21 protein-coding genes are annotated in these 22137 nt (G+C 55.8%); 13 read left to right on the top strand and 8 right to left on the bottom strand.

Going from position 1 to position 22137, the window contains the following annotated elements:
* Positions 1-40 precede the first annotated feature (40 nt).
* The 8 genes from ACLL9E_RS03535 to ACLL9E_RS03570 all read left to right on the top strand — a co-directional run bounded on the left by ACLL9E_RS03535 (position 41) and on the right by ACLL9E_RS03570 (position 7119).
* Complete coding sequence (locus ACLL9E_RS03535) at positions 41-1234, top strand: acyl-CoA dehydrogenase family protein (RefSeq protein WP_411290358.1); 1194 nt, start codon at positions 41-43, stop codon at positions 1232-1234.
* A 111-nt stretch (positions 1235-1345) separates the two neighbouring features.
* The gene (locus ACLL9E_RS03540) at positions 1346-2485 is read left to right on the top strand and encodes an acyl-CoA dehydrogenase family protein (RefSeq protein ID WP_411290359.1); all 1140 of its coding nucleotides are present in this window, start codon (positions 1346-1348) and stop codon (positions 2483-2485) included.
* Between the two features lie 283 nt (positions 2486-2768).
* On the top strand, positions 2769-3218 hold the full coding sequence (locus ACLL9E_RS03545) for a phasin family protein (protein WP_411290360.1): 450 nt from the start codon (positions 2769-2771) through the stop codon (positions 3216-3218).
* Between the two features lie 218 nt (positions 3219-3436).
* Positions 3437-3766, top strand: coding sequence for an ATP-dependent Clp protease adapter ClpS (clpS, locus tag ACLL9E_RS03550; RefSeq protein WP_411290361.1), 330 nt, complete (start codon positions 3437-3439; stop codon positions 3764-3766).
* Complete coding sequence (locus tag ACLL9E_RS03555; RefSeq protein ID WP_411290362.1) at positions 3763-4491, top strand: SDR family NAD(P)-dependent oxidoreductase; 729 nt, start codon at positions 3763-3765, stop codon at positions 4489-4491. Before clpS ends, ACLL9E_RS03555 begins: the two co-directional genes overlap by 4 nt.
* A complete protein-coding gene (locus tag ACLL9E_RS03560) occupies positions 4491-5093 on the top strand; it encodes a 2-hydroxychromene-2-carboxylate isomerase (RefSeq protein WP_411290363.1) in 603 nt (200 codons plus the stop codon). The genes ACLL9E_RS03555 and ACLL9E_RS03560 overlap by 1 nt, the downstream gene beginning before the upstream one ends.
* A 36-nt stretch (positions 5094-5129) precedes the next feature.
* Positions 5130-6410 (top strand): UDP-N-acetylglucosamine 1-carboxyvinyltransferase, encoded by a 1281-nt coding sequence (gene murA / locus ACLL9E_RS03565; protein ID WP_411290364.1) that lies wholly within the window; start codon positions 5130-5132, stop codon positions 6408-6410.
* Between the two features lie 76 nt (positions 6411-6486).
* Positions 6487-7119: a LuxR C-terminal-related transcriptional regulator gene (locus ACLL9E_RS03570; protein ID WP_411290365.1), complete on the top strand. Its 633-nt coding sequence runs from the start codon at positions 6487-6489 to the stop codon at positions 7117-7119.
* Between the two features lie 271 nt (positions 7120-7390).
* Here the strand turns inward: ACLL9E_RS03570 and ACLL9E_RS03575 are convergent, their stop codons facing one another.
* From ACLL9E_RS03575 to ACLL9E_RS03595, 5 genes are all read right to left on the bottom strand, one after another.
* On the bottom strand, positions 7391-7633 hold the full coding sequence (locus ACLL9E_RS03575) for a ribbon-helix-helix domain-containing protein (protein WP_411290366.1): 243 nt from the start codon (positions 7631-7633) through the stop codon (positions 7391-7393).
* Positions 7633-8355, bottom strand: coding sequence for an acetoacetyl-CoA reductase (gene phbB, locus ACLL9E_RS03580; protein ID WP_411290367.1), 723 nt, complete (start codon positions 8353-8355; stop codon positions 7633-7635). Before phbB ends, ACLL9E_RS03575 begins: the two co-directional genes overlap by 1 nt.
* A 111-nt stretch (positions 8356-8466) precedes the next feature.
* Complete coding sequence (hemH, locus tag ACLL9E_RS03585) at positions 8467-9465, bottom strand: ferrochelatase (RefSeq protein WP_411290396.1); 999 nt, start codon at positions 9463-9465, stop codon at positions 8467-8469.
* Positions 9465-11741 carry a molybdopterin cofactor-binding domain-containing protein gene (locus ACLL9E_RS03590; protein ID WP_411290368.1) on the bottom strand — a complete coding sequence of 759 codons (2277 nt, stop codon included), beginning with the start codon at positions 11739-11741 and terminating at the stop codon, positions 9465-9467. The genes hemH and ACLL9E_RS03590 overlap by 1 nt, the downstream gene beginning before the upstream one ends.
* Entirely contained in the window at positions 11738-12712 is a 975-nt protein-coding gene (locus tag ACLL9E_RS03595; RefSeq protein WP_411290369.1) for an Mrp/NBP35 family ATP-binding protein, read from the bottom strand. The genes ACLL9E_RS03590 and ACLL9E_RS03595 overlap by 4 nt, the downstream gene beginning before the upstream one ends.
* A 107-nt stretch (positions 12713-12819) precedes the next feature.
* On the opposite strand from ACLL9E_RS03595, the gene hflK reads away from it, so the two are divergent.
* The 4 genes from hflK (at position 12820) to ACLL9E_RS03615 (ending at position 17597) form a co-directional block, all read left to right on the top strand.
* Positions 12820-13899: a protease modulator HflK gene (gene hflK, locus ACLL9E_RS03600; RefSeq protein WP_411290370.1), complete on the top strand. Its 1080-nt coding sequence runs from the start codon at positions 12820-12822 to the stop codon at positions 13897-13899.
* Entirely contained in the window at positions 13896-14741 is an 846-nt protein-coding gene (gene hflC / locus ACLL9E_RS03605) for a protease modulator HflC (protein WP_411290371.1), read from the top strand. The genes hflK and hflC overlap by 4 nt, the downstream gene beginning before the upstream one ends.
* Before the next feature lie 114 nt (positions 14742-14855).
* On the top strand, positions 14856-16352 hold the full coding sequence (locus ACLL9E_RS03610; RefSeq protein WP_411290372.1) for a trypsin-like peptidase domain-containing protein: 1497 nt from the start codon (positions 14856-14858) through the stop codon (positions 16350-16352).
* Between the two features lie 39 nt (positions 16353-16391).
* Complete coding sequence (locus ACLL9E_RS03615; RefSeq protein WP_411290373.1) at positions 16392-17597, top strand: M20 metallopeptidase family protein; 1206 nt, start codon at positions 16392-16394, stop codon at positions 17595-17597.
* A gap of 1 nt (position 17598) precedes the next feature.
* Here ACLL9E_RS03615 and ACLL9E_RS03620 read toward each other — a convergent pair whose 3' ends face one another.
* The 3 genes from ACLL9E_RS03620 to ACLL9E_RS03630 form a co-directional block, all read right to left on the bottom strand.
* The gene (locus ACLL9E_RS03620) at positions 17599-18840 is read right to left on the bottom strand and encodes a dipeptidase (RefSeq protein ID WP_411290374.1); all 1242 of its coding nucleotides are present in this window, start codon (positions 18838-18840) and stop codon (positions 17599-17601) included.
* 69 nt (positions 18841-18909) lie between these two features.
* A complete protein-coding gene (nadB, locus tag ACLL9E_RS03625) occupies positions 18910-20484 on the bottom strand; it encodes an L-aspartate oxidase (protein ID WP_411290375.1) in 1575 nt (524 codons plus the stop codon).
* Positions 20484-21401, bottom strand: a complete 918-nt coding sequence (locus tag ACLL9E_RS03630) for an ABC transporter ATP-binding protein (RefSeq protein WP_411290376.1) — start codon at positions 21399-21401, stop codon at positions 20484-20486. Before ACLL9E_RS03630 ends, nadB begins: the two co-directional genes overlap by 1 nt.
* 139 nt (positions 21402-21540) lie before the next feature.
* On the opposite strand from ACLL9E_RS03630, the gene ACLL9E_RS03635 reads away from it, so the two are divergent.
* Entirely contained in the window at positions 21541-22107 is a 567-nt protein-coding gene (locus tag ACLL9E_RS03635) for a DUF4402 domain-containing protein (RefSeq protein WP_411290377.1), read from the top strand.
* The last annotated feature ends 30 nt before the right edge of the window (positions 22108-22137 follow it).

Genomic DNA, 22137 nt, shown 5'->3' on the forward strand with positions numbered 1-22137 from the left:
GTCGACTAGATCACACTTAGCTTTTTTGAGGAGAATCGTGATGCAACTGGAATTCAGCCCCGCCGAAATCGCCTTCCAGCAGGAAGTGCGCGCATTCATCGCCGAAAATTACCCTGAAAATCTCCGCTCGGTTCAGGACGAGGGGCACGATCTTTCAAAGGAAGATTTCCTGTCGTGGCATCGTACTCTTGCGAAAAAAGGCTGGATTGCGCCTGCATGGCCGGTTGAATATGGCGGTACAGGTTGGACAGCCACTGAGCGTTTTATCTGGTCCGAGGAACTTGCTGCTGCAGACTGCGTCGCCACGATGCCGTTCGGCCTATCGATGGTTGGGCCTGTGATCTACACATTTGGGACTCCGGAGCAAAAGGCACGTTTCCTCCCAGGCATCCTGTCTGGTGACGACTGGTGGTGTCAGGGATATTCGGAGCCGGGCGCTGGTTCCGATTTGGCGTCCCTGCGCACAAAGGCTTTGCGCGATGGTGACGATTATGTCGTCAATGGCCAGAAAACATGGACGACCATGGCGCAGCATGCCGACTGGGGTTTCTTCTTGGTCCGCACAGATTCCGATGCAAAGGCGCAAGAGGGTATTAGCTTCCTGCTGATCGACATGAAATCGCCCGGCGTAACTGTGCGTCCAATCATCACCTTGGGCGGCGAACATGAAGTCAATGAAGTGTGGCTCGAAGACGTGCGCGTGCCCGTCGAGAACCGCGTATATGAGGAAAATAAGGGTTGGACCTGCGCCAAGTTCCTGCTTGCACACGAACGTACTGGCATCGCCGCGGTCGCCCGTTCGAAGCGCGGTGTTGAAAAGATCAAGGCCATCGCGCGTACAGAGCAGGACGGTGACCGTCCGTTGATCGCAAACCCATTTTTCAAGCGCAAGATTGCGGAGCTTGAAATCGACCTTACTGCACTGGAATTCACCGAATTGCGCAGCCTTGCAGGCGAAGCATCGGGCAAGGGCCCTGGCCCCGAATCCAGCTTGCTGAAAATCAAGGGATCGGAAATCCAGCAGCGGATTACTGAACTCGCGCTGGAAGCAGTCGGCCATTATGGCGCGCCTTATTTCCGCGGGTTTGGCGAAGGCGACAACGAACATCCCATCGGCCCGGATTACGCGCACCGCGCCGCGCCGACTTATTTCAACGCCCGCAAGACGACGATTTATGGTGGATCGAACGAGATCCAGCGCAACATCATCGCCAAGATGGTGCTGGGTATTTAAAATAAAATTTAGCCGTCACCCTGAACCTGTTTCAGGGTCTTACTTCGCAACGTCGAAAGTAAGATGCTGAAACAAGTTCAGCATGACGGTTCATTGGACAGGATAATTATAATGGATTTCAGCTACACCGAAACGCAGGATATGATCCGCGAGACGCTCAGCCGCTTTTTGGCTGACACTTATGACTTCGATAGCCGCAGCAAGATGATTGCCAGCAGCAGCGGTCGGGATCCGGGTATCTGGAAGGCATTGGCGCAGGATCTTGGAATGCTGGGCGCTGCGTTTAGCGAAGAGCATGGCGGCCTTGGTGGCGGTCATCTTGAAAACGCGTTGATCATGGAAGAACTCGGTAAGGTTATCGCTATCGAACCGTATCTCCAAACTGTCGTTTTGGGTGGTGGTGCCTTGAAGGCTGTTGGTGGCGCTGTTGCGGATGCAGTGATCCCTGAAATCATCGGCGGCAATGTCATTATTGCCTTTGCGTATGCCGAGCCGCAGGGCCGTTATAACCTCGCCAATATTCGTACGACGGCAAAGAAGGACGGCGCTGGCTATGTGCTGAACGGCCACAAGGGCGTGGTTTACGCCGCGCCTTGGGCAACGCATCTGCTCGTCACTGCACGCACAGGTGGATCGAACACCGACGCGGATGGCGTTTCACTGTTCTTGATCGACGCCAACGCCAAGGGCATTGTTCGGCGCGATTACCCAACAGTGGATGGTTTTCAGGCGTCGGAAATCTATTTTGAAAACGCCGCAATTCCGGGAGACGCGCTACTGGGCGACGAAGGCGCTGGCCTGGCGCTTATTGAAACCATTGTCGACGAAGCTACCGTTGCAGTGTGTGCCGAATCATGTGGCGTTACCGCAAAGCTGCACCAAGGAACGTTGGAATATGCGCGGCAACGCAATCAGTTCGGCCAGCCTATTTCGCGCTTCCAAGTCCTTCAACATCGCATGGTCGACATGTTCATGGAGGTCGAGCAATCGAAATCGATGACGACCATGGCAACGCTCAAGCTGGATATGCCAGCAGCCGAACGCATGGCTGCGGTGTCGGCATGCAAGGCAAAGGTGTCTTGCTCGGCCAAGTTTGTCGGACAAAACGCCATTCAGACGCATGGTGGAATCGGCATTACGCAGGAGTTGGCCATCGGGCATTTCTTTAAACGGGCCACTATGATCGAGAATCAGTTTGGCTCGGCAGACCATCATTATGCGCGATTTGAACGGCTAACGCTGGCGGACTAACCCGTCATATTCTATTTTTGTGCACCGCAGCATTTTCTGTTGACAAGGATTGCGCTTCGATTTATTGTGCAGTGCAACACAACAGAAATGGTGCTTGAACATGACCAGTAAGACACAAACAAACGTCCCAGCGAAAACTGCGAAAGCAGAGCCTTCAAAGGACGTAGTTGTAAAGACTGCTCCAAGCACTGTTGCGAAGAAGGCGGTGGAAACACCTGCTGCTTCGCCGGTCGTAAAAACCGCGCCTGTTGAATCAACACCGATTGCTCAAGGAGTAGCGCAAATGACTGACACTGTTAAAGCAACTGCAGAAAAAACCACCGAAAAGGCGACTGAATTCTTCGCTGATGTTCGCGAAAAGGCAACTGACGTCGCCGAAAAAGGCAAGAAGTTTGCCGCTGAAGCCGTTGAATTCAACAAGGCAAATGTTGAAGCCATCGTCGAAGCTGGCAAGATCGTAGCCAAGGGCGCTCAGGAAATGGGCAAGACCAACATGGAATTCGCCAAGAAGAATTTCGAAGAAGTTCAGGTTGCCGTCAAGGAACTGACTGCTGTTAAATCGCCAACCGATTTCGTCAAGTTTCAGGGTGAGCTGGCTCGCAAGGGTTTCGACACTGCCGTTGCACAGGGTTCGAAGAACACTGAAGCGATGGTCAAGTTGGTAAGCGAAATGTTCCAGCCAATTTCGAACCGCATTGCGGCAACGACTGAGCTTTTCAAGAAGGCTGCATAAGCTTTCTAACGTTATTGCGCCGGTGCGTCATGCACTTGCCACCTTCTCTCTCTCCTCCTTTTGGTGGTGGGCAGCCGAGATAAACCGGTGCAATCCAAAAAAGTAGCCGTCCTTTCCCTAACGGAAAGGGCGGTTTCTTTTTGTCATGAAATAATTGACGGTAACGGGGCTTGCAGAGTCACCCTCCCCTACCCTATTTTAGGATGATGCAGACATATATGGCGCAAGATGATGATGACAAAAATGGAGGTACGCCGGGCGTAGGCCTTGCGACTCGCACGCGCCCAAAAACGCAGAAACCAAGCCTGTATAAAGTGTTGCTGCTCAACGACGACTACACACCGATGGAATTCGTCGTGCATGTCCTGAAAGCTTTTTTCCAGATGGACACCGATCAGGCGACGCGCGTCATGCTGCATGTGCACCAAAAGGGGGTCGGCGTGTGCGGGATATTCACCTATGAAGTCGCCGAAACCAAAGTCACGCAGGTGATGGACTTCGCTCAAAAAAATCAACACCCACTTCAATGCACGCTTGAAAAAGCGTGACTAAGGCGGCCCTGATTGTCGGGGCTGGCGACGCAACGGGCGGGGCAATCGCAAAAGCTTTTGCACGCGAAGGCTATGTTGCGTGCGTCAACCGGCGGGCCCGCAATGCCGATCAACTTGAAGCGCTTGCACAGTCGATTCGCGCGGAGGGGTATGCCGCACAAGCTTACCCGGCAGACGCCCGCATCGAAGAAGAAGTTGTCGCAATGGTCGACGCAATTGAGCGAGATATTGGCCCTGTTGAGGTTGCGGTTTTCAACATCGGCGCAAACGTGAATTTTTCTGTACTCGACATGACTGCGCAGGTGTATCGCAAGGTTTGGGAAATGGCCGCATTCGCCGGTTTCCTGATGGGACGGGAAGCTGCGCGACGGATGGTACAGCGCGAATCCGGCACGATCATCTTTACAGGCGCAACGGCAAGTATTCGCGGCGGCAATGGCTTTTCCGCCTTTTCCGGCGCTAAGGGAGCGCTGCGAATGCTGGCGCAGTCCATGGCGCGTGAGCTTGGGCCGCGCAATATCCATGTCGCCCATGTCATCATTGATGGCGGCATTGATACGGCATTTATTCAAGGCATACGTCCCGATTTCGAAGCAGCAAAGGCTGCAGATGCCATCTTGTCACCCGACGCAATTGCGCTGCAATATGTCGCGCTACACAAGCAACACCGCAGCGCGTGGACTCACGAAATGGATTTGCGCCCATGGAGCGAGAGTTTCTGATGCCCAAAAATTTCGAGTTCCTTTTCGATTTCGGCGGACCAAATAGCTACCTCGCGCACAAGGTATTGCCGGATATCTGCGCGCGAACCGGGGCAAAGGCCGTCTACGTGCCCATTTCGCTTGGTGGCCTGTTCAAACTGACAAACAATCAGGCACCGTTGGTTCGCTACGCCGATACGCCCGCCAAGCGGAATTACGAAATGCTCGAGTTCGACCGTTTTGTGCGGACGCATGCCCTGCCCTTTACGATGAACCCGCGCTTTCCGATCAATTCGCTTCAGCTTATGCGCGCCGCCATTGCCGCGCAGCATCTGGGGTGTTTCATGCCTTATGTAGACGTGATCATGGCGGCGATGTGGGAAGATGGGGCGGACTTGACCGATGCGGACGTTGTTGGTCATATCCTGAATAAAGCTGGTCTCGACAGCGCAGCATTGTTCACCTTGGCCGTCGATCCCCAGATCAAGGCTGAACTTATCGCCAACACTGAAGCAGCGGTCGCACGCGGCGCTTTTGGCGTTCCGACCTTCTTTGTCGGTGACGAAATGTTCTGGGGCAAGGAACGGCTTGGCCAAGTCGAAGAAGCGCTCACCAAATCCTAAGTTGCGCCTCAATCGATTCCGGTTAAATACGCTGCGATGGACAAAATAATCGTACGCGGCGGCAACGCGCTTAAAGGCAAAATCCCTATTTCAGGTGCAAAGAACAGCGCGCTGACGCTCATTCCTTGCGCCCTGTTGACCGATGAACCGCTCACTCTGCGCAATTTGCCGCGCCTCGCCGATATTGACGGTTTTCAACACCTGATGAACCAGTTCGGTATTTCGACTACGGTTGCGGGGTCGAGGCCCGAAGATTTTGGCCGCGTCATGACGCTTGAAGCCACGCGGATCACCAGTAACGTCGCGCCTTACGACCTTGTTCGCAAGATGCGCGCATCGATCCTTGTGCTTGGCCCCATGTTGGCCCGAGCTGGCGAGGCAACGGTTTCGTTGCCGGGCGGCTGCGCGATCGGCAACCGGCCAATCGATTTGCACCTGAAGGCACTCGAGGCCTTTGGCGTCGAAATTGAAGTCGCGGCGGGATATGTCAAAGCCATCGCCAAAAAAGGCATACCCGGTGGTACCTATACCTTTCCTGTAGTGTCAGTCGGCGCCACCGAAAACGCCTTGATGGCTGCTTCCCTCGCAAAGGGTACTTGCGTGCTACATAATGCCGCGCGTGAGCCCGAAATTGTCGATCTGTGTAATATGCTCGTCGCGATGGGCGCGCAGATCCAAGGCATCGGCACGTCCGACCTTATCATTCAAGGAAAAGACCGGCTGCATGGTGCGACCTATCGCGTCATGAGTGACCGGATTGAAGCGGGCAGTTACGCCTGCGCGGCTGCCATAACCGGCGGCGATGTCGAACTGATTGGTGCTAAGGCCAGCGAGATGGACGCAACGCTTGATGCCTTACGGCAGGCGGGTGTGACCGTTGAAGATACCGGCACCGGCATTCGCGTATCATCCGACGGGAAGCTTAAGCCGCTGACTATTTCGACTGCGCCATATCCCGGCTTTGCCACCGACATGCAGGCGCAGTTCATGGCGATGCTGTGCATGGCAGACGGCGCGAGCGTGCTGACGGAAACTATTTTTGAAAACCGCTATATGCATGTCCCCGAATTAAACCGCATGGGCGCGCACATTGAAACAAAGGGCCGTACAGCCATTGTGCATGGCGTGAAGAGGCTCACTGGCGCGCCAGTCATGGCAACCGACCTTCGCGCGTCGATGAGCCTCGTTATCGCGGGATTGGTGGCTGAAGGCGAAACTCATGTCAGCCGACTATACCACCTTGATCGCGGTTATGAACGGCTTGAAGAGAAGCTTCAGCTGGTAGGCGCCGACGTTGAGCGCGTAGGAGCCGAATGAGACATTATGTTACATCTGGGCAGTGTAACGAAGGAACTGTTGCTTTATTTGCAATTTTGAGGCATCTTTTGACGAAGTGAAAATAGACCTTATCTCGCCGCGAGTCTCAATCAGCCGCCATCCAGTTTTGGATTCAATTCGGTTTAGCCCGATCGCGACTGTTGTTAGCGACCCCACAAAAACTGACAACCCGCTGATCGCAGTCAATGCAGCCTTTTGTGCGCTTACGGGATATGCCGAAGATGAAGTGATCGGGCGCAATTGCCGGTTCTTGCGTGGTCCGGATACTGAAAATGGCCAGACCGATAAATTACGGACAGCCGTATATGGACAGCGCCCTGCTTTGGCCGAGTTGATCAATTATCGGAAAGACGGCTCACCCTTTCGCAACGCGGTGATGATCGCTCCGTTGTTTGATGATGAAGGCAAGCTTGAACTGTTTGTCGGATCACAGATTGAAGTGCTACCTGAAGAGGAAAGCATTGGCCTTGTGCGTCAGCAACAGGCGGCACAAATTGTTGATCGGCTTTCGCCGCGTCAACGCGAAATATTGCAGCAAATGGCGCGCGGTTTTCGCACCAAACAAATTGCTTACCGCCTGTCCTTAAGCGAAAAAACGGTTCAGATGCACCGCATGCTTATGTTTAAAAAGCTCTCGACCTCAAATGCCGCCGATGCGGTTCGGATTGCAGTCGAAGCCGGGCTTTGATCCATCAGCACTGAACTACAGTGCATATGCGGTATTTATCTTCAACAGATATCAGGCCATTAGGGTGACACAGGCCAGCAGCGCAGGCTTGAAGGCAACATGTGTTTCATACCCCCCTCCATATGAGGCACATGATTATGGTACCCTTTGCCAGCCTTCATACCAGACTGCGACGTTCGCCTGTATCCGAAAGTTAGTTTAAGCATTTTGGAAATTCGTTACTTCCAAGGCGTTATTTGTACCGCTGCATCGATGATGTGGCGGTACTTTTTTAACTGCGGTTCAAAAGCCATAACCGGATAGCACTGGCGAGGCCGCATGGCGTTGGAGATTCCAGTCGTGCCACGTCGATTTGCGCAACCAGCGCATTAACTGGCATTCCATCTACTTCGGCGGCTGCGCGTAATCTATCCCAGAATAACGGCTCCAGGCTGATCGATGTCTGGTGCCCGGCCACCGTCATGCTGCGTTTGACGGGCGGATGAAAAATGTCGCTCAATACGGGTCCGGCCATCAATACATATGTTGGCCACCATTGATCGACAAAGTCGACCCGGTGATGAAGCCTGCGTTGTCGCTCGTCAGAAACTCAACACCGCGCGCGATTTCTTCGGGCTTGCCAAGCCTGCCGACTGGAATTTGTGCGACGATTTTCTCCATTACGTTTTCAGGAATTGTAGCCAGCATTTCGGTGCCGATATATCCAGGCGCAATAGCGTTGGCCGTAACACCGTATCGCGCGCCCTCGGCCGCCAACGACTTTGTAAAGCCATGGATGCCGGACTTGGCGGCTGCGTAGTTTACCTGACCAATTTGCCCGCCTTGGCCATTCACGGAACCAATGTTAACGATGCGTCCCCATTTACGCTCGCGCATGCCCGCGAACACCGCCTTTGCCATGTTAAAGCATCCCGTTAGGTCAACGCGGATAACCTCGTCCCATTGTTCGAACGTCATCTTGACCATCGTGGCGTCTCGGGTGATCCCGGCATTGTTCACCATAATGTCAATCTGGCCATATTGCGCCTCGATCGCGGCGCACGCATCAAGACAACTTTGATGGTCGCCTACATCCCATTTTTGAACGGCAATTCCGGTGCGTTCTGAAAAGGCTTTTGCCGCTGCATCATTGCCGCCATAATTGGCGATGACACGCCGGCCCTTTTCCTGCAGTTTTAAACTAATCGCCTCGCCAATACCTCTGGTTCCGCCCGTGACCACTGCAACTCTATCCATGCGCCGCTCTCCTCCATCCACATTTTTTGCGATGATTAAGGCACCAGCGGTCAAGCGCAAGTTGCCGTAAACGTTAGTCTCAAAAATATAGAAGTCTTACCCTGTCGGCGGTTAAATCCAGCCGGCCAGTTCGCGGCGCATAATAGCCTCGACCATGTCCATACCCACCTCGCCATCATTCAGGCACGGCAAATATGCATAATGGGTACCGCCCTCTTCTTCGAATTGCTCGTGTCCCTGCATCGCGAGTTCTTCAAGCGTCTCAAGGCAATCGACGGAGAAGCCGGGCGCAAAAATCGCAATTTTCTTAGTCCCCTCGCGGGCCAGCCGCATGATGGTATCGTCCGTTGCTGGCTCGAGCCATTTCGCCCGCCCAAAACGCGACTGAAAACTCACGACCAGAGGACGTCCCATCGCTTCGGAAAGCAGCCGCGCTGTTTTCTGGCAGTGACAATGATAAGGATCGCCCAGATGCAAAGTGCGTTCCGGCATCCCGTGGAAGCTGATGACAACAGCTTCGGGTTCAAAATCAAGCGCCGCAATCGATGCCTCCAGCGAGGTCTTTAACGCACCAATATAATGGGCGTCATCGTGATAGGCTGGCAATGTCCGAATGGCAGGGTGCCACCGCATTGCGGTCAGCGCAGCATATGCCTCATCCAACACGGTCCCGGTTGTGGCGCCCGAATATTGCGGGTACATCGGCGCGATCAAGATGCGGTTGCAGCCAGCCGACTTCATGGCGGCAAGCTGGTCAGCGATCGACGGATTGCCGTACCGCATCGCGTAGCGGACATCTGCGCTATGACCCATACGTTCCTGAAGCGCCTCTGCCTGTCCCGCTGTGAAAAACGCAAGCGGCGATCCTTTGTCGGTCCACACTTTTGCATAAGCTTCAGCGGATTTTTGCGGGCGGGTGTTCAATATGATCGCGCGCAATATCGGCTGCCAAATAATCGGGGGTATCTCAACGACCCGGCGGTCCGACAGGAATTGCTTGAGATAACGCTTTACAGCGGGTGTCGTCGGTTCGTCCGGGGTTCCCAAATTTACAAGCAGCACACCGACCTTCGGCGTGGCTACGGGCGGGTGATCAATCGGTAGTATCATCATAGTCCTCGGGACAATAAAGGTAGTTCACGCAACCGAATATCAGCGGCGGAAAAAAGAGCATTGGCAATGGCGGGTGCAACGGCCGGAACGCCAAGCTCGGAAACCCCGCCTGGCGCTTCGTCATTGCGCGCAAATTCCACAACAATCTCGGGCACGTCGGCCAATTTCGGCAGATCAATGTCGCGCAGCCGCCGCGCCGTGGGTAGCCCACTTTCATAGTCGGTGGCCGAACCCAACGCCTGCGCCAGTCCAAAGACGATACCGCCTTCGATCTGCTGCCTTGCAAGATCGGGATTTATCAACCGGCCGCAATCCGCCATGGCATGAATGCGGTCCACACGAACGCCGGTTTCGCTGGTGCGCGCAGTTGCAATGATGGCAATGTGGCTGCCGCGCATGCTGTGGCAGGCAATGCCGCGTCCGCTACCCGATGCACCGCCATCCCAACCCGCCATTGTCGCAACGCCGGTCAGGCAGCGCGCCAGGCGCGTTTGCCCGATCAGCATCTGCATCCGAAAGGAGAGCGGCTCAACACCCGCATACTGGGCCAGTTCGTCAATAAAACCTTCAATAAAAAAGCAATTGTAGCTGTTGGCTAAGCCACGATATGGCCCTGTTGGCATGGGCATTGGCACCGGGAAATGGTCTATCGTGATATTTGGGATGGCATAAGGCATCTGTGCACCATCAAGCGCCAGCGGGTCGAATTCGCCGGAAGCTTTTTTGCGTCCTTTATCCACTGTCTCACCGTCGATACGATTTGCAAGTTCACGCATCGATGAAGCTGTCGCAACGCGTACTGCCAGGCCCGTAATCGCGCCATTCTCATTCATGGCAGCCGACAATCTGCCCAATGCAGGGGATCGGACATGATCACGGATGAAATCCTCTGCGCGCGACCAAGTCAATTGCACCGGCCGGCCTACCTCTTTGGCAATCACGGCCACCTGCGCAGCTATCAGCGAATCGAAATTACGGTCGAAGCTGCCACCGGCCAAGACCGGATAAAGCATGACGTCATCGGCATCGATACCAATAGCCATTGCTGCGGCCTCTTTTGCAGCTTGCGGCGCTTGTGATGCCAGCCACAATTGCAGGCGTCCATTGCGGAAATCTGCTGTCGCGGTGCGTGTTTCGATGGGGGCGTGAACCGCGGCACCGACCGAATAATCGGCTTTATAAATGCGCGTCGCTGTTTCAGGCGCCATGGCCGCGTCGACATCGCCAATCTTTGTCGCACGAAAGCCCGGACCTTTTGCGATAGCGTCGGACAAGGATTGGCTTATCTGGCCGCTGTCTGCCATCCGGCCTTTGGTTCGAAACACTGGCGACATGGCATCCAGCGCCTGATTTGCTGCCCACCAGTTGCTTGCTACCGCGGCGACCCAATCATCGGTTTTGACGACTTGAACGACTCCGCGTATTTTCAGCGCTGCCGCTGAGTCTGCGGACAAGAGGCTCGTATCGCCCGCCGGCCCCGCCCGGACGGACGCAAAAAGCATATCAGGCAAGCGCACATCGCCTGCAAAGCTCGCGCTGCCGTCAATCTTGGCTGACAAGTCGAGTCGCGGTGCGTCGTGCCCCGAAAGCCGGTTGCGCGGTGAAGGATTTACCGGGATCGGTGATGGTGGATCAAGCTGTGACGCCTCAACCACCAACTGCGCGAAGGACAGTCGCCGTTTGCCGAAGGTCACAAAGCCGCGGTCGGTCTGGCACTGCTCCCAATCTGTATCCCATCGCGCTGCTGCCGCTTGGCATAACAAAGCGCGGGCAGCGGCTCCAGCTTCGCGGCATGGCCGCTCAAACTGTCGGATGGAGGACGATCCGCCGGTAACCACGAACATGTCGCGGCGGGCTAATTCGTTGATGCTACTTGCAACAGGGCCACCGCCAGTGTCCAAAGACACGTTTTCCGGCAAAAATGCTGGCGACCATTCGCGCGCCAACAACGTGTTAGCAAATAGTGGGCTTGGCGGCACCGGTTGGACAGCAACAGAACGCCAATCGGCACCCAGTTCCCCGGCAATTATTTGCGCCAGCGCTGTATAGACACCTTGCCCGGACTCGCTTTGCGGGATCGCCACTACCACACTGCCATCCTCGCCAATTTTTAGCCACGGGCCGAATAGATGCTCGCCCTCTGCTGCGCGCAGGTTCGGCGCGTAACGCCTTGGCCACACACCCCAAGCGACCAATAAACCCACTCCTACCCCGCCGCCGATAAGCAGCGTTCTGCGGCTTGGGCCATCTTTCGGCGCAGCCTTTTCGTTCATGCAGGGCTGTCTTTCGGCAGATCGATCCAAGCAGCCACCTTGTGGGCAATAGCCGCGTATGCGTCGCTAATCGCGCCATCGCCAAGTGCAGGTGGCGTCCCCGCATCACTTGCCATCCGGATTTTGATATCGAGCGGAATTCGGCCGAGGAAGGGAATACCAAGCTCGATTGCAGCTGCCTCAGCGCCGCCGGACCCAAAGGGATCGCTCATTTCGCCACAATGCGGGCACAGATATCCTGCCATGTTCTCGACGAGCCCGATAATCGGCACCTTGGCAGTGTCAAAAAAGTTGATGGCACGCATGGCGTCAATCAGTGCCAAATCCTGCGGCGTTGAAATGATAACAGCGCCAACAGGTTTGTGTTTCTGGATCATCGACAGTTGGATGTCGCCGGTACCCGGGGGTAAGTCGACAACAATGTCGCGGACATTGCCCCATTTGGCGTCGACGAGCTGCGACAACGCGTTCCCCGCCATTGGGCCGCGCCACGCGACGGCCTGCCCCGGTTTGACCAATTGTCCCATCGACAGAAACGGCACGCCGCCTGCGCCCATCACGGGTATCATCATTTTGCCTTCTGCTTCGGGCCTGACGCCTTCCACGCCCATCAATCTTGGCTGCGATGGACCATATATATCCGCGTCGACCAGTCCCACCGATCGCCCGGCCCGCGCCATCGCAATGGCAAGGTTCGTCGACAGCGTTGATTTGCCGACACCACCCTTGCCGCTCGCCACTGCGATCAGGCGCGGCGTGATGCGTTCGGCGGTCAACATGATGCGAACCGATTGCGCGCCAGCCCTTTCCGCAGCCTCGCGCACGTCAGCTTCGATTTGGACGCGGTCATCGGCATTGAGGCCAGAAACGTCGAGCATCAGGGAAACCGCGTCATCCACGACTTTTACGCCACTCGCACGAGTGCCAACAACGGCTACAATGGCATCGTAAAATGCGTTAAAATCGGACATGTCTTGCCGAATAGATTCAGAATTGCTGGATTGACACTGTTTTTCTGAAAAACCGTTCCTATAAAGGTTTTATGAGTAAAAAAATCGACAAGCAGGGGTCTATAAACTTGGCAACAGATAGCAAAGGACCGTGGGATTCGCCCGATTCTTCGGATGGTGGCTCAACAGGTAATTCGGGGCGGGGCGGCGGTTCAAAACAAGATCCCGTGAATCCATGGGACCCAACGCCCGATACCGCCACGCGCACACGCACACGCGGCCCGTCACTTGAGGAGTTACTCCGCAGAAAAGGCGGCGGATTTGGTGGATTGCCCCAACGTCCCGATGGCAAAAGCTGGCTGCCGCTCATAATCGGTGGGTTCGTGGCTTTATGGTTGGTGTGGACGAGCGTTCACAGGATTGGGCCCGAACAAGAGGGCGTAGTCACCCAACTGGGCAAATATTCCCGGACGGTATCGCCTGGTATCCAGTTCACTTTGCCTGCGCCGTTGCAGAATATCACGAAGATCGACACGCAACAAATCCAGACGACGTCGGTCGGATCGCCAAAGGCAAGCAGCGAGAATCTGGTGCTGACGAAAGATCAGAGCATCATCGATATGGCTTATGATGTGCGTTGGTCGATCAAGGAGCCGGAATTATATTTGTTCCAGCTTGATAGCCCGGACGAGACCGTGAAAGAGGTTGCCGAAAGCGCGATGCGCGCGGCTGTCGCGAATTTTGACCTGACTCAAGCCATTGGTCCGGGGCGCGGTGCAATTGAGCTTGAGGTGCGTCGCCGTATGCAGCAGGTGCTCGATGAATATCGTGCAGGTGTACTGATCCAAAGTATCTCGATCCGCCAGTCCGACCCACCTGCTGAAGTCAATGACGCGTTCCGTGAAGTCAACGCAGCGCAGCAGCGCCGCGAAAGCTACCTCAACGACGCCCGCGCGTATGCGAGCCGCGTGACGGAGCTTGCGCTGGGTGAAACCGCCGAGTTCGACAAGATCTACGTGCAATATCGTGAAGCACCCGAGGTGACCAAACGCCGGCTATATTATGAAACCATGGAGCAGGTGCTTGGTAAAGTTGACAAGACGATTGTCGAAACCGGTGGCGTAACGCCTTACCTTCCAATTCCGGAATTCCAGAAAAAGACGGCGCCCAAAACCGAGCCCGTGACCGTTACAGGAAACAAGCAATGACCAGCACATTCCTGCGAAACCCTATCTATCTTGCCATAACGGCAATAGGTGCGCTCATATTGATGAGCATGTCGGTGAACGTCGTGCCCGAAACGCAGCAGGCCATCATCAGCAGCTATGGTAAGGTCGACCGCATCGTAAACGCGTATCAGCCGGGTGAGAAATTCGGCGAAACACGCGCTGGACTCACCTTCCGCATACCCTTTGTTGAACAAATCCAGATGATCGACAAGCGCGTGTTGAGTGTCCAGATGGAGCAGCAAGAGGTGTTGTCCACTGATCAATTACGGCTCCAGGTCGATGCATTTGCCCGTTTTCGGATTACCGAGCCCGCGCAGATGTACCGGACGATTCGCACCGAGGACCGTCTGCGTGATCAGTTGCGCACGATCCTGGGTTCATCGCTGCGTAACGAACTTGGCAAGCGGACGTTTTCTGCATTGCTCAGCGCCGAGCGCGGTGAAGTGATGGAAAATATCCAGACCGCGTTGAACCGCGAGGCCCGCAAATATGGTGCTGAAGTCATTGACGTCCGCATCAAGCGCGCCGACTTGCCTGCCGCAACCTTGCAGTCCGCTTATAATCGGATGCGCAGTGCCCGAAATCAGGAAGCCATCGCCATCGATGCCGAGGGTCAGAAGGAAGCCCAGATTATTCGCGCTGACGCAGAAGCCGAGGCTGCCCGGATTTACGCGATAAGTTATAACAAAGATCCGGACTTCTACGATTTCTATCGCGCGATGCAGAGCTATCGGCAGACGTTCCAGAATGGCGAAGGCGCAAGCAACATCATCCTCTCGCCGCAAAACGCCTATTTGGAAAAATTCCGCAACGGGCGTTAGTCGAAGGATCAAAGACGTTCGCGGGTTAGGCAGCCCCCATTCAATTGGCGTTCAGCTTTGCAGCGCCATCGATTGGCAGATTTCGGGCAATTGCCCATTGAATAAACGAAGGGAATGATATCCGTGCGTTACGCTTATGCAGTTACCACCGCGCTTTTGATGGCTGGCGGCACAGTTGCTTTGGTCAATGGAAACCCCGTTACCGCGCAAACAGGGCTCGCAGTGTCGGAACAGGCGAATCTTGCCCCCGGCGGCGCTCCAGCAACATTTGCTGATCTTGCCGCGCAATTGCAGCCAGCAGTTGTCAATATCGCTACGCGCCAAAAAGTGCAGGTCGCGACAAGCTTCAATCCGTTGACCGGCGAGCGTCGTCCCGTGACACAGGATCAGCAAAGCGGCGGTTCTGGTTTCTTGATTTCAAGCGACGGTTACATTGTCACCAACAACCATGTTGTTGCGGGTGGTCCGTCGGGTGATGCGGTCGATCGGGTAGCTGTCACCCTTTTTGATGGCAAAGAGTTTCAAGCCGAAATCGTAGGCCGCGATCCCTCGTCGGATATCGCTTTGCTGAAAATACGCGCAACTGATCTGCCTTTCGTGAAAATGGCGGAATCACAGAAAAGCCGGGTTGGTGATTGGGTGATTGCAATCGGCAACCCGCTTGGTCTGGGCAACACGGTCACTGCAGGGATCATTTCGGCATTGCAGCGTAACATCGGCGCTGGCGGCGCATATGACCGTTTCATTCAAACCGACACCGCGATTAACCCAGGTAACTCGGGTGGTCCATTGTTTAACCTTAAAGGTGAAGTCGTCGGAATCAACAACCGCCTGATTTCGCCTGTGGGTGCCAATATCGGCGTTGGCTTTGCGATCCCTGCTGAAGAAGCCATTCCGGTCGTGGAGTCCTTGAAAAAGGGCGTCCGGCCAGAACGTGGCTATCTCGGCATTAGCATCACGCCCGTGAGTGAGGATCTTTCCGATGCGCTTGGACTTGAAAAGAACCGTGGAGAATTTGTTGCACGCGTTGTTTCTGGTGAAGCGGGCGATAAAGCCGGTTTGAAAGAAGGCGACATTGTCCTGCGCGTCGATAACCGCGAAGTGACACCCGAGGCTACTTTGTCGTACATCGTTGCGAATATCAAACCAGGCACGCGCATCCCGCTCGACATCTTGCGCGAAGGTAAGCCGATGAAAATAAATGCGGTCGTTGGCGCGCGTCCACCTGAAGAAAAGTTGGCACAAAGCAACTTTAACCCAGAGGAAAACAAGGACTTCGACAAACAAACCGATACACCGGATTCGAAGATCATCCGTGACACGATGGGCGTCAGCGTCATTCCGCTTGATGCCGAAATCGCACGCGCACTTGGCATGACTGACGACGTCAAGGGCGTCGTCGTCGATGTTCCGGGCACCGGCACCGGAGCACAGGTTGGATTGCGTCGCGGTGACATCATCGTTTCGGCTAATTACAAGCCACTGAATACAGCCGCCGGCTTAGCTGCTGCGGTGAAGGAAGCTCAGGCAGTAGGGCGCGGCGCGATACTACTTGGTGTCAAACGACGCGGTGCGGCCACGCAATATGTGACTGTCCGTCTCGAAAGTTAAGGCTATTGTCCGCCGCGCCAGTATGGTGTTAATTAAGTCATGAACTTAATTAGTACCGACTGGCGTGGCGACGCCGAACAACTCCTTCCCGATCTTGTCGATCTGCGCCGGGCGATCCACGCCGAGCCTGAACTGGGCTTGCAAAACCCAAAGACCCTCGAAAAAATTAAGGCAGCTTTAGCTGGTCTTCCGCTTGAATTGCGCGAAGGCCCCTCCACCACGGGCTTGGTGGCAACGCTTAAAGGCCCTGCAAATGGTCGTACGGTGCTTCTGCGCGGCGATATGGATGCGCTGCCGCTCCATGAAGATACTGGCCTGGATTACAGCTCGCTGACCGAAGGCGCGATGCATGCCTGCGGGCACGACACCCATGTCGCCATGCTGGTCGGCGCTGCCAAAATGCTGTGTGCCAAGCGCGATCAACTGGCGGGTAGCGTTCAGTTCATGTTTCAACCCGGCGAAGAAGGCCATCATGGCGCACGCTTCATGCTCGACGACGGCCTGATCGATCCGCTGCCGGATGCGGCCTTTGCCCTGCATATCATGCCCAACGCCCCGCGCGGTGTGTTCAGTGGCCGGAGCGGACCCTTGCTGGCATCGTCCGACGTGCTGACCATCACCGTCAAAGGCGCAGGCGGGCATGCCTCCATGCCGCACGACACGATCGACCCAATCCCAGTGGCGTGTGAAATCGTGTCCGCCATTCAAACCATGGTGACGCGCAAAATATCCGTGTTCAATCCAGCCGTTGTCACCATCGCCAAAATAGCGGCTGGAACCACTAACAACATCATCCCAGAAACCGCGCATCTGTTGGGCACCATACGCACGTTGTCGCCACAGACACGTGCGCGGGTCGCCGAAGAGCTGCATCGCCTTGCCCCCGGCATTGCCGCTGCGCACGGATGCAGCGCCGAAGTGCATATCGAACAGGGCTTTCCCGTAACCGTCTGCGATGACCGCGCCGTTCAATTCGGCAAAGCTGCGGTCGAGGATCTGTTCGGAGCCGAAAGCTGGATCACACTCGACACGCCAATCATGGGCGCTGAAGATTTTGCTTACGTCCTTGAAAAAGTGCCCGGCGCGATGTTCTTTCTGGGCGCGTCCCACGAAGGCGACGACTGGCGCACCTGCTGCGGCCTGCATTCCAACCGCATGGTTCTCGACGACAGCGTCATGGCCCGCGGTGCCGCCCTCCACGCCGCCATCGCAGAACGCTATCTGGCCGAGGGGTTTGCTGACTAAATTACTTCCCCGCCGCTGTCTCCACCCCGCGCATGACGCGTAGCACGTTGCCTTGGGCGATTTTGGCCAGGTCGGCCTTTGAATAGCCGCGGCGGACGAGTTCGGCGAACAATGCCGGATAGGTCGACACATTTTCCAATCCGACAGGTAACTCGTCAACGCCGCCAAAGTCGCCGCCAATGCCGATATGGTTGATGCCAGCTACCTTGCGGATATGGTCAATATGGTCCGCAACTTGCGCGAGCGTCGCCTTGGGTTGCGGGTTGGCAGCGATCCACGCGTCGACGGCCGCCTTCTCACCGTCTGGATTACCCGAAAATTCGGTCTTTGCGCGGCCAGCGACTCCCGAACGGTCATATTCCCACTGACGCCGCTCAGCGGACGTAAAGCCGGGCACAAAAGTTACCATCACTACGCCGCCATTTTGCGGCAGCCGTTTCAGCACCGAATCCGGCACATTTCGCGGGTGCGGCGTTATCGCACGGGCATTGCTGTGCGTGAACAATACCGGCGCCGTGCCCTTATCGAGGACGTCATGCATCGTTGCTTCGGACACATGGCTGATGTCGGCAATCATCCCCAGCCTGTTCATTTCGGCCAAAACCTCAAAACCAAAGGGCGACAAACCGTCATGCTTGGGCGCATCGGTTGCGCTGTCCGCCCAATCGGTGGTGAGGCTGTGGGTAATGGTCATGTACCGCGCGCCCAACGCGTATGTCTGGCGCAGGATCTCCAGCGATCCACCGATCGAATGCCCACCTTCCATGCCAATGAGCGACGCAATTTTTCCAGCCTTCATCGCAGCTTCAATCTCTGCGACGGTTGACGCGTAAGCCAAGCTGTCGGGGTAGCGCGATATCATCTGCCGCACGACGTCGATCTGCTGAATGGTGCGCGTCACTGCCTCATGCTTGGGTAACGCCGCGTCGACATAGACTGACCAGAATTGCCCGCCAAGAAATCCGGCCCGCGCCGTCCGCATGTCGGTGTGTGTTTTGGCAAGGACGTCGGCGGGCAAAACATTTAGGTCGAACTTCGAAAAATCGCGGTCAAAGAGCTCGGCAATCTGGTGAGGCGTGTCGTTATGGCCGTCGATGATTGGAGACTTCGCCAACACCTCGCGCGCAGTTTCTTCGGGCGTTGCCGCGATAGCCGGAATCGCAAGCACGCCAAGCACTGCAAATACCGATACGCGCAGAAATCTGAGTACGCATAAACTCCAATTGAGATACTGCACGTTCATAAATACCCTCTCCAACGAACCAGAGGCGACTCTGCCTGAAGAAGGGTTCTGTAGGAAAGTGTTTTGTGCTCAGGGCACCAAAATCGTATCGACTGCTTGCTCTGCCAGTGCCGGATAATCGAGCGTGAAATGCAGGCCCCTGCTTTCGTGCCGCGACAGTGCCGACCGGATGATCAAAGCCGCGACCTCGACCAGATTGCGCAATTCAATCAGGTCAGGTGTCACACGGAAATGGCTGTAATAATCCGCCACCTCGCTGCGCAACAAATCGATTCGATGCTGCGCGCGCTCAAGCCGTTTCGTCGTCCGCACGATGCCAACAAAGTTCCACATGAATTGACGGATTTCGCGCCAGCACTGTGCGATGACGACCTCTTCGTCGCTGTCGGTAACCCGGCTTTCGTCCCATGAACGGATCTGCGGTGGTGGCGGCAAGCTGTCCCAATGGGACTCGATATGCCGGGCACAGGCGTCGCCGAAGACGAAGCATTCAAGCAATGAGTTGGATGCCAGACGGTTGGCCCCATGCAAGCCGCTTTGCGTCACTTCGCCCGCGGCATACAGCCCCGGCGCGTCGGTTCGGCCATCCAGATCAACCAGTACGCCGCCGCAGGTATAATGCTGCGCTGGGACCACCGGAATCGGCTCGCGGGTGATATCGATGCCAAGCCCAAGCAGTTTTTCATAAATGTTCGGGAAATGGGTCTTCACAAATTCCGCCGGCTTGTGGCTGATATCGAGATGGACATAATCCAGACCATCGCGTTTGATTTCGGCGTCATTGGCGCGGGCAACGATGTCACGTGGTGCAAGTTCGGCGCGTTCGTCATAATCGGGCATATAGCGGTGCCCGCTTTTCGGATTAATCAGGAACCCGCCCTCGCCGCGCACCGCTTCGGTGATCAGGAAATTCTTGACCTCAAGATTGTACAGACAGGTCGGATGAAACTGCATGAATTCCATATTCGACACCCGGCAGCCGGCGCGCCACGCCATCGCAATTCCGTCGCCGGTCGCGCCGCGCGGTGCGGTTGAGTAGAGATAGGTCCGGCCAGCCCCGCCACTCGCAAGGATCGTCGCGCGTGCAGTATAGGTTTCGACCTGCCCTGTTGCGCGATTGAGCGCATAGACGCCGTGGATTCGTCCCGAGGTTGAAAAGCGTTCTTGATGCCGCCCGGTAATCAGGTCGACCGCCACCATGTCCGGCACAAGCACGATATTCGGATGCGCTCTGGCAGCGGCCTCCAACGCCTGCTGCACGGCCCAACCGGTGGCGTCATCGACATGGACGATGCGGCGGTGGCTATGCCCACCTTCACGCGTCAAATGCCAGTCATTGCCCTCCAGATTGAACGGCACGCCAAGCTTTGCGAGGCGCTCGATCGCAAGCGGCGCATTTTCCACCACGAACTCGACCGTCGCGCGATTGTTGAGGCCAGCGCCCGCGACCATCGTATCTTCAATATGGTTCTCAAAATTGTCGCCGGGTTCAAGCACAGCCGCGATTCCGCCCTGTGCCCAGGCGGTCGCCCCATCTGAAATAGATCCCTTGGCCAACACAACGACTTTGCGCGTCGTCGCTAGCTGAAGTGCAGCCGTCAAGCCTGCCGCACCCGACCCAATGATCAGAACATCTGTTTCCATTATGCGGTGCTCGTCAGGCGCAGGAAGACGTCTTCGAGGTCAGCTTCTTTGGTGGTTACGTCGATTATGCCAAGACCGAGGCCTTGAATGACGGACAATACTTCGCCAGCGTTCATGCGGTCTTTATTGTAGGTGATTTCAATCATCCGGTCACCGATAAGCTCCGCTTTCTCAAACGCTTCATGCTGTGGCGCGGTTTCGACATCTCGGTCGAGAGTGAGCACCACTGCCTTTTCGCGCGCCATGCCGACCAGTTCGCGGGTAGGCTTGTTGGCGATCAACTGGCCGTGGTTGATAATGGCAATCCGGTCACATAATTGCTCGGCTTCTTCAAGATAATGGGTCGTCAGAACGACGGTGACGCCTTGTCGGTTCAGTTCGACGACATAGTCCCATAATTGTTGGCGCAGTTCGATATCGACGCCAGCGGTGGGTTCGTCGAGGACGATAACGGGCGGCGCATGGACCATGGCCTTAGCCACCAGCAGCCGCCTTTTCATCCCGCCCGACAAGGTCCGGGCATATGCATCAGCCTTGTCTTCCAAGCGCACCGCTTTCAACAATTCCATCGTCCGCCGCTTCGACTTTGGCACGCCATAAAGGCCAGCCTGCAATTCAAGCGCTTCCTTTGGCGTAAAGAATGGGTCGAACATGATCTCCTGCGGCACAATCCCGATCGATGCCTTTGCGTTGCGCGGATGGGCGTCGATATCAAAGCCCCAGATTGCCGCGCTGCCCGAGCTCTTCATGACGAGTCCAGCCAATATGTTGATAAGCGTCGATTTCCCGGCACCATTTGGTCCAAGCAGCCCGAAGATCGAACCTTGGGCAACGTCAAAGCTGACATCGTCCAGCGCCTGTTTTCCTCCCGCGTATTTTTTGGAGAGGTTATTGATCGTGATAGCTTGTTTGGACATGCACCCGCGATAGCGAACGCATGGGTTCTGTGCAATCACATGGACGCGGCAATGCCGATTGATTTGGGAGAAATAGCTAACGCGGTGTTAACCATGTTTGGAAGCCTATGGTTACGTCCTCTTGTGTAGACCGCGTCGGATGCATGGTACCCCTTCCCTTTCGTCGGCGTTGCGCCCTTCAGTTGCCCGCGCGCTGATACCGGGGCTTCTGCTTGGCCTGGCGGCAATGCCATCTGCCGCTTTGGCCGCCCCAGCCCAAGGGGAGGCAAGCGCCGTAGTCGTAAGGCCATTGTCGTTCATCAATTACGAAAATCTCGACTTCGGCCGGATCATTCCTGCAACTGTGGCAGGCACGGTAACGATTTCGACCACAAATGTGCGTACCCAAACGAACGGCATTGTATTAATTGGTAATGATTTTCAGGTTGCCCGGTTTGCCGGGCGGGGCGTGCAGAACCAACGCGTGCGTATTCAAATTACGCCCGCAACCGTAACGCTGACTGGCCCCGGCCCAGCAATGACCGTCAGCAATTTGGTTATTGGCCCCGGAACAACGCTTCAGCAGAACGGGTCATCACCCAACTACCGGATCGTTCCGGCAAATGGCATATTCTTCTTTACCGTGGGCGGACGATTGAACGTTGGCGCGAAACAACCGGCTGGCGCTTATTCGGGTACATTTACCGCTACGCTTGACTACCAATAAACGCCGTTTTCCAGAACAAAATTGACACTA

The organism is Sphingorhabdus sp. (assembly GCF_046596595.1).
GTDB lineage: Bacteria > Pseudomonadota > Alphaproteobacteria > Sphingomonadales > Sphingomonadaceae > Sphingorhabdus_B.

Bases quoted from the DNA above. Each gene is read 5' to 3' on its own strand.
- murA (WP_411290364.1), top strand. From the start codon at position 5,130: ATGGACAAAATAATCGTACGCGGCGGCAACGCGCTTAAAGGCAAAATC.
- hemH (WP_411290396.1), bottom strand. From the start codon at position 9,465: ATGATACTACCGATTGATCACCCGCCCGTAGCCACGCCGAAGGTCGGT.
- ACLL9E_RS03540 (WP_411290359.1), top strand. From the start codon at position 1,346: ATGGATTTCAGCTACACCGAAACGCAGGATATGATCCGCGAGACGCTC.
- phbB (WP_411290367.1), bottom strand. From the start codon at position 8,355: ATGGATAGAGTTGCAGTGGTCACGGGCGGAACCAGAGGTATTGGCGAG.
- ACLL9E_RS03635 (WP_411290377.1), top strand. From the start codon at position 21,541: ATGCATGGTACCCCTTCCCTTTCGTCGGCGTTGCGCCCTTCAGTTGCC.
- ACLL9E_RS03615 (WP_411290373.1), top strand. From the start codon at position 16,392: ATGAACTTAATTAGTACCGACTGGCGTGGCGACGCCGAACAACTCCTT.
- ACLL9E_RS03590 (WP_411290368.1), bottom strand. From the start codon at position 11,741: ATGAACGAAAAGGCTGCGCCGAAAGATGGCCCAAGCCGCAGAACGCTG.
- ACLL9E_RS03620 (WP_411290374.1), bottom strand. From the start codon at position 18,840: ATGAACGTGCAGTATCTCAATTGGAGTTTATGCGTACTCAGATTTCTG.
- hflC (WP_411290371.1), top strand. From the start codon at position 13,896: ATGACCAGCACATTCCTGCGAAACCCTATCTATCTTGCCATAACGGCA.
- ACLL9E_RS03630 (WP_411290376.1), bottom strand. From the start codon at position 21,401: ATGTCCAAACAAGCTATCACGATCAATAACCTCTCCAAAAAATACGCG.
- clpS (WP_411290361.1), top strand. From the start codon at position 3,437: ATGGCGCAAGATGATGATGACAAAAATGGAGGTACGCCGGGCGTAGGC.
- ACLL9E_RS03545 (WP_411290360.1), top strand. From the start codon at position 2,769: ATGACTGACACTGTTAAAGCAACTGCAGAAAAAACCACCGAAAAGGCG.
- ACLL9E_RS03575 (WP_411290366.1), bottom strand. From the start codon at position 7,633: ATGGCCGGACCCGTATTGAGCGACATTTTTCATCCGCCCGTCAAACGC.
- ACLL9E_RS03610 (WP_411290372.1), top strand. From the start codon at position 14,856: ATGATATCCGTGCGTTACGCTTATGCAGTTACCACCGCGCTTTTGATG.
- ACLL9E_RS03560 (WP_411290363.1), top strand. From the start codon at position 4,491: ATGCCCAAAAATTTCGAGTTCCTTTTCGATTTCGGCGGACCAAATAGC.
- nadB (WP_411290375.1), bottom strand. From the start codon at position 20,484: ATGGAAACAGATGTTCTGATCATTGGGTCGGGTGCGGCAGGCTTGACG.
- ACLL9E_RS03595 (WP_411290369.1), bottom strand. From the start codon at position 12,712: ATGTCCGATTTTAACGCATTTTACGATGCCATTGTAGCCGTTGTTGGC.
- ACLL9E_RS03535 (WP_411290358.1), top strand. From the start codon at position 41: ATGCAACTGGAATTCAGCCCCGCCGAAATCGCCTTCCAGCAGGAAGTG.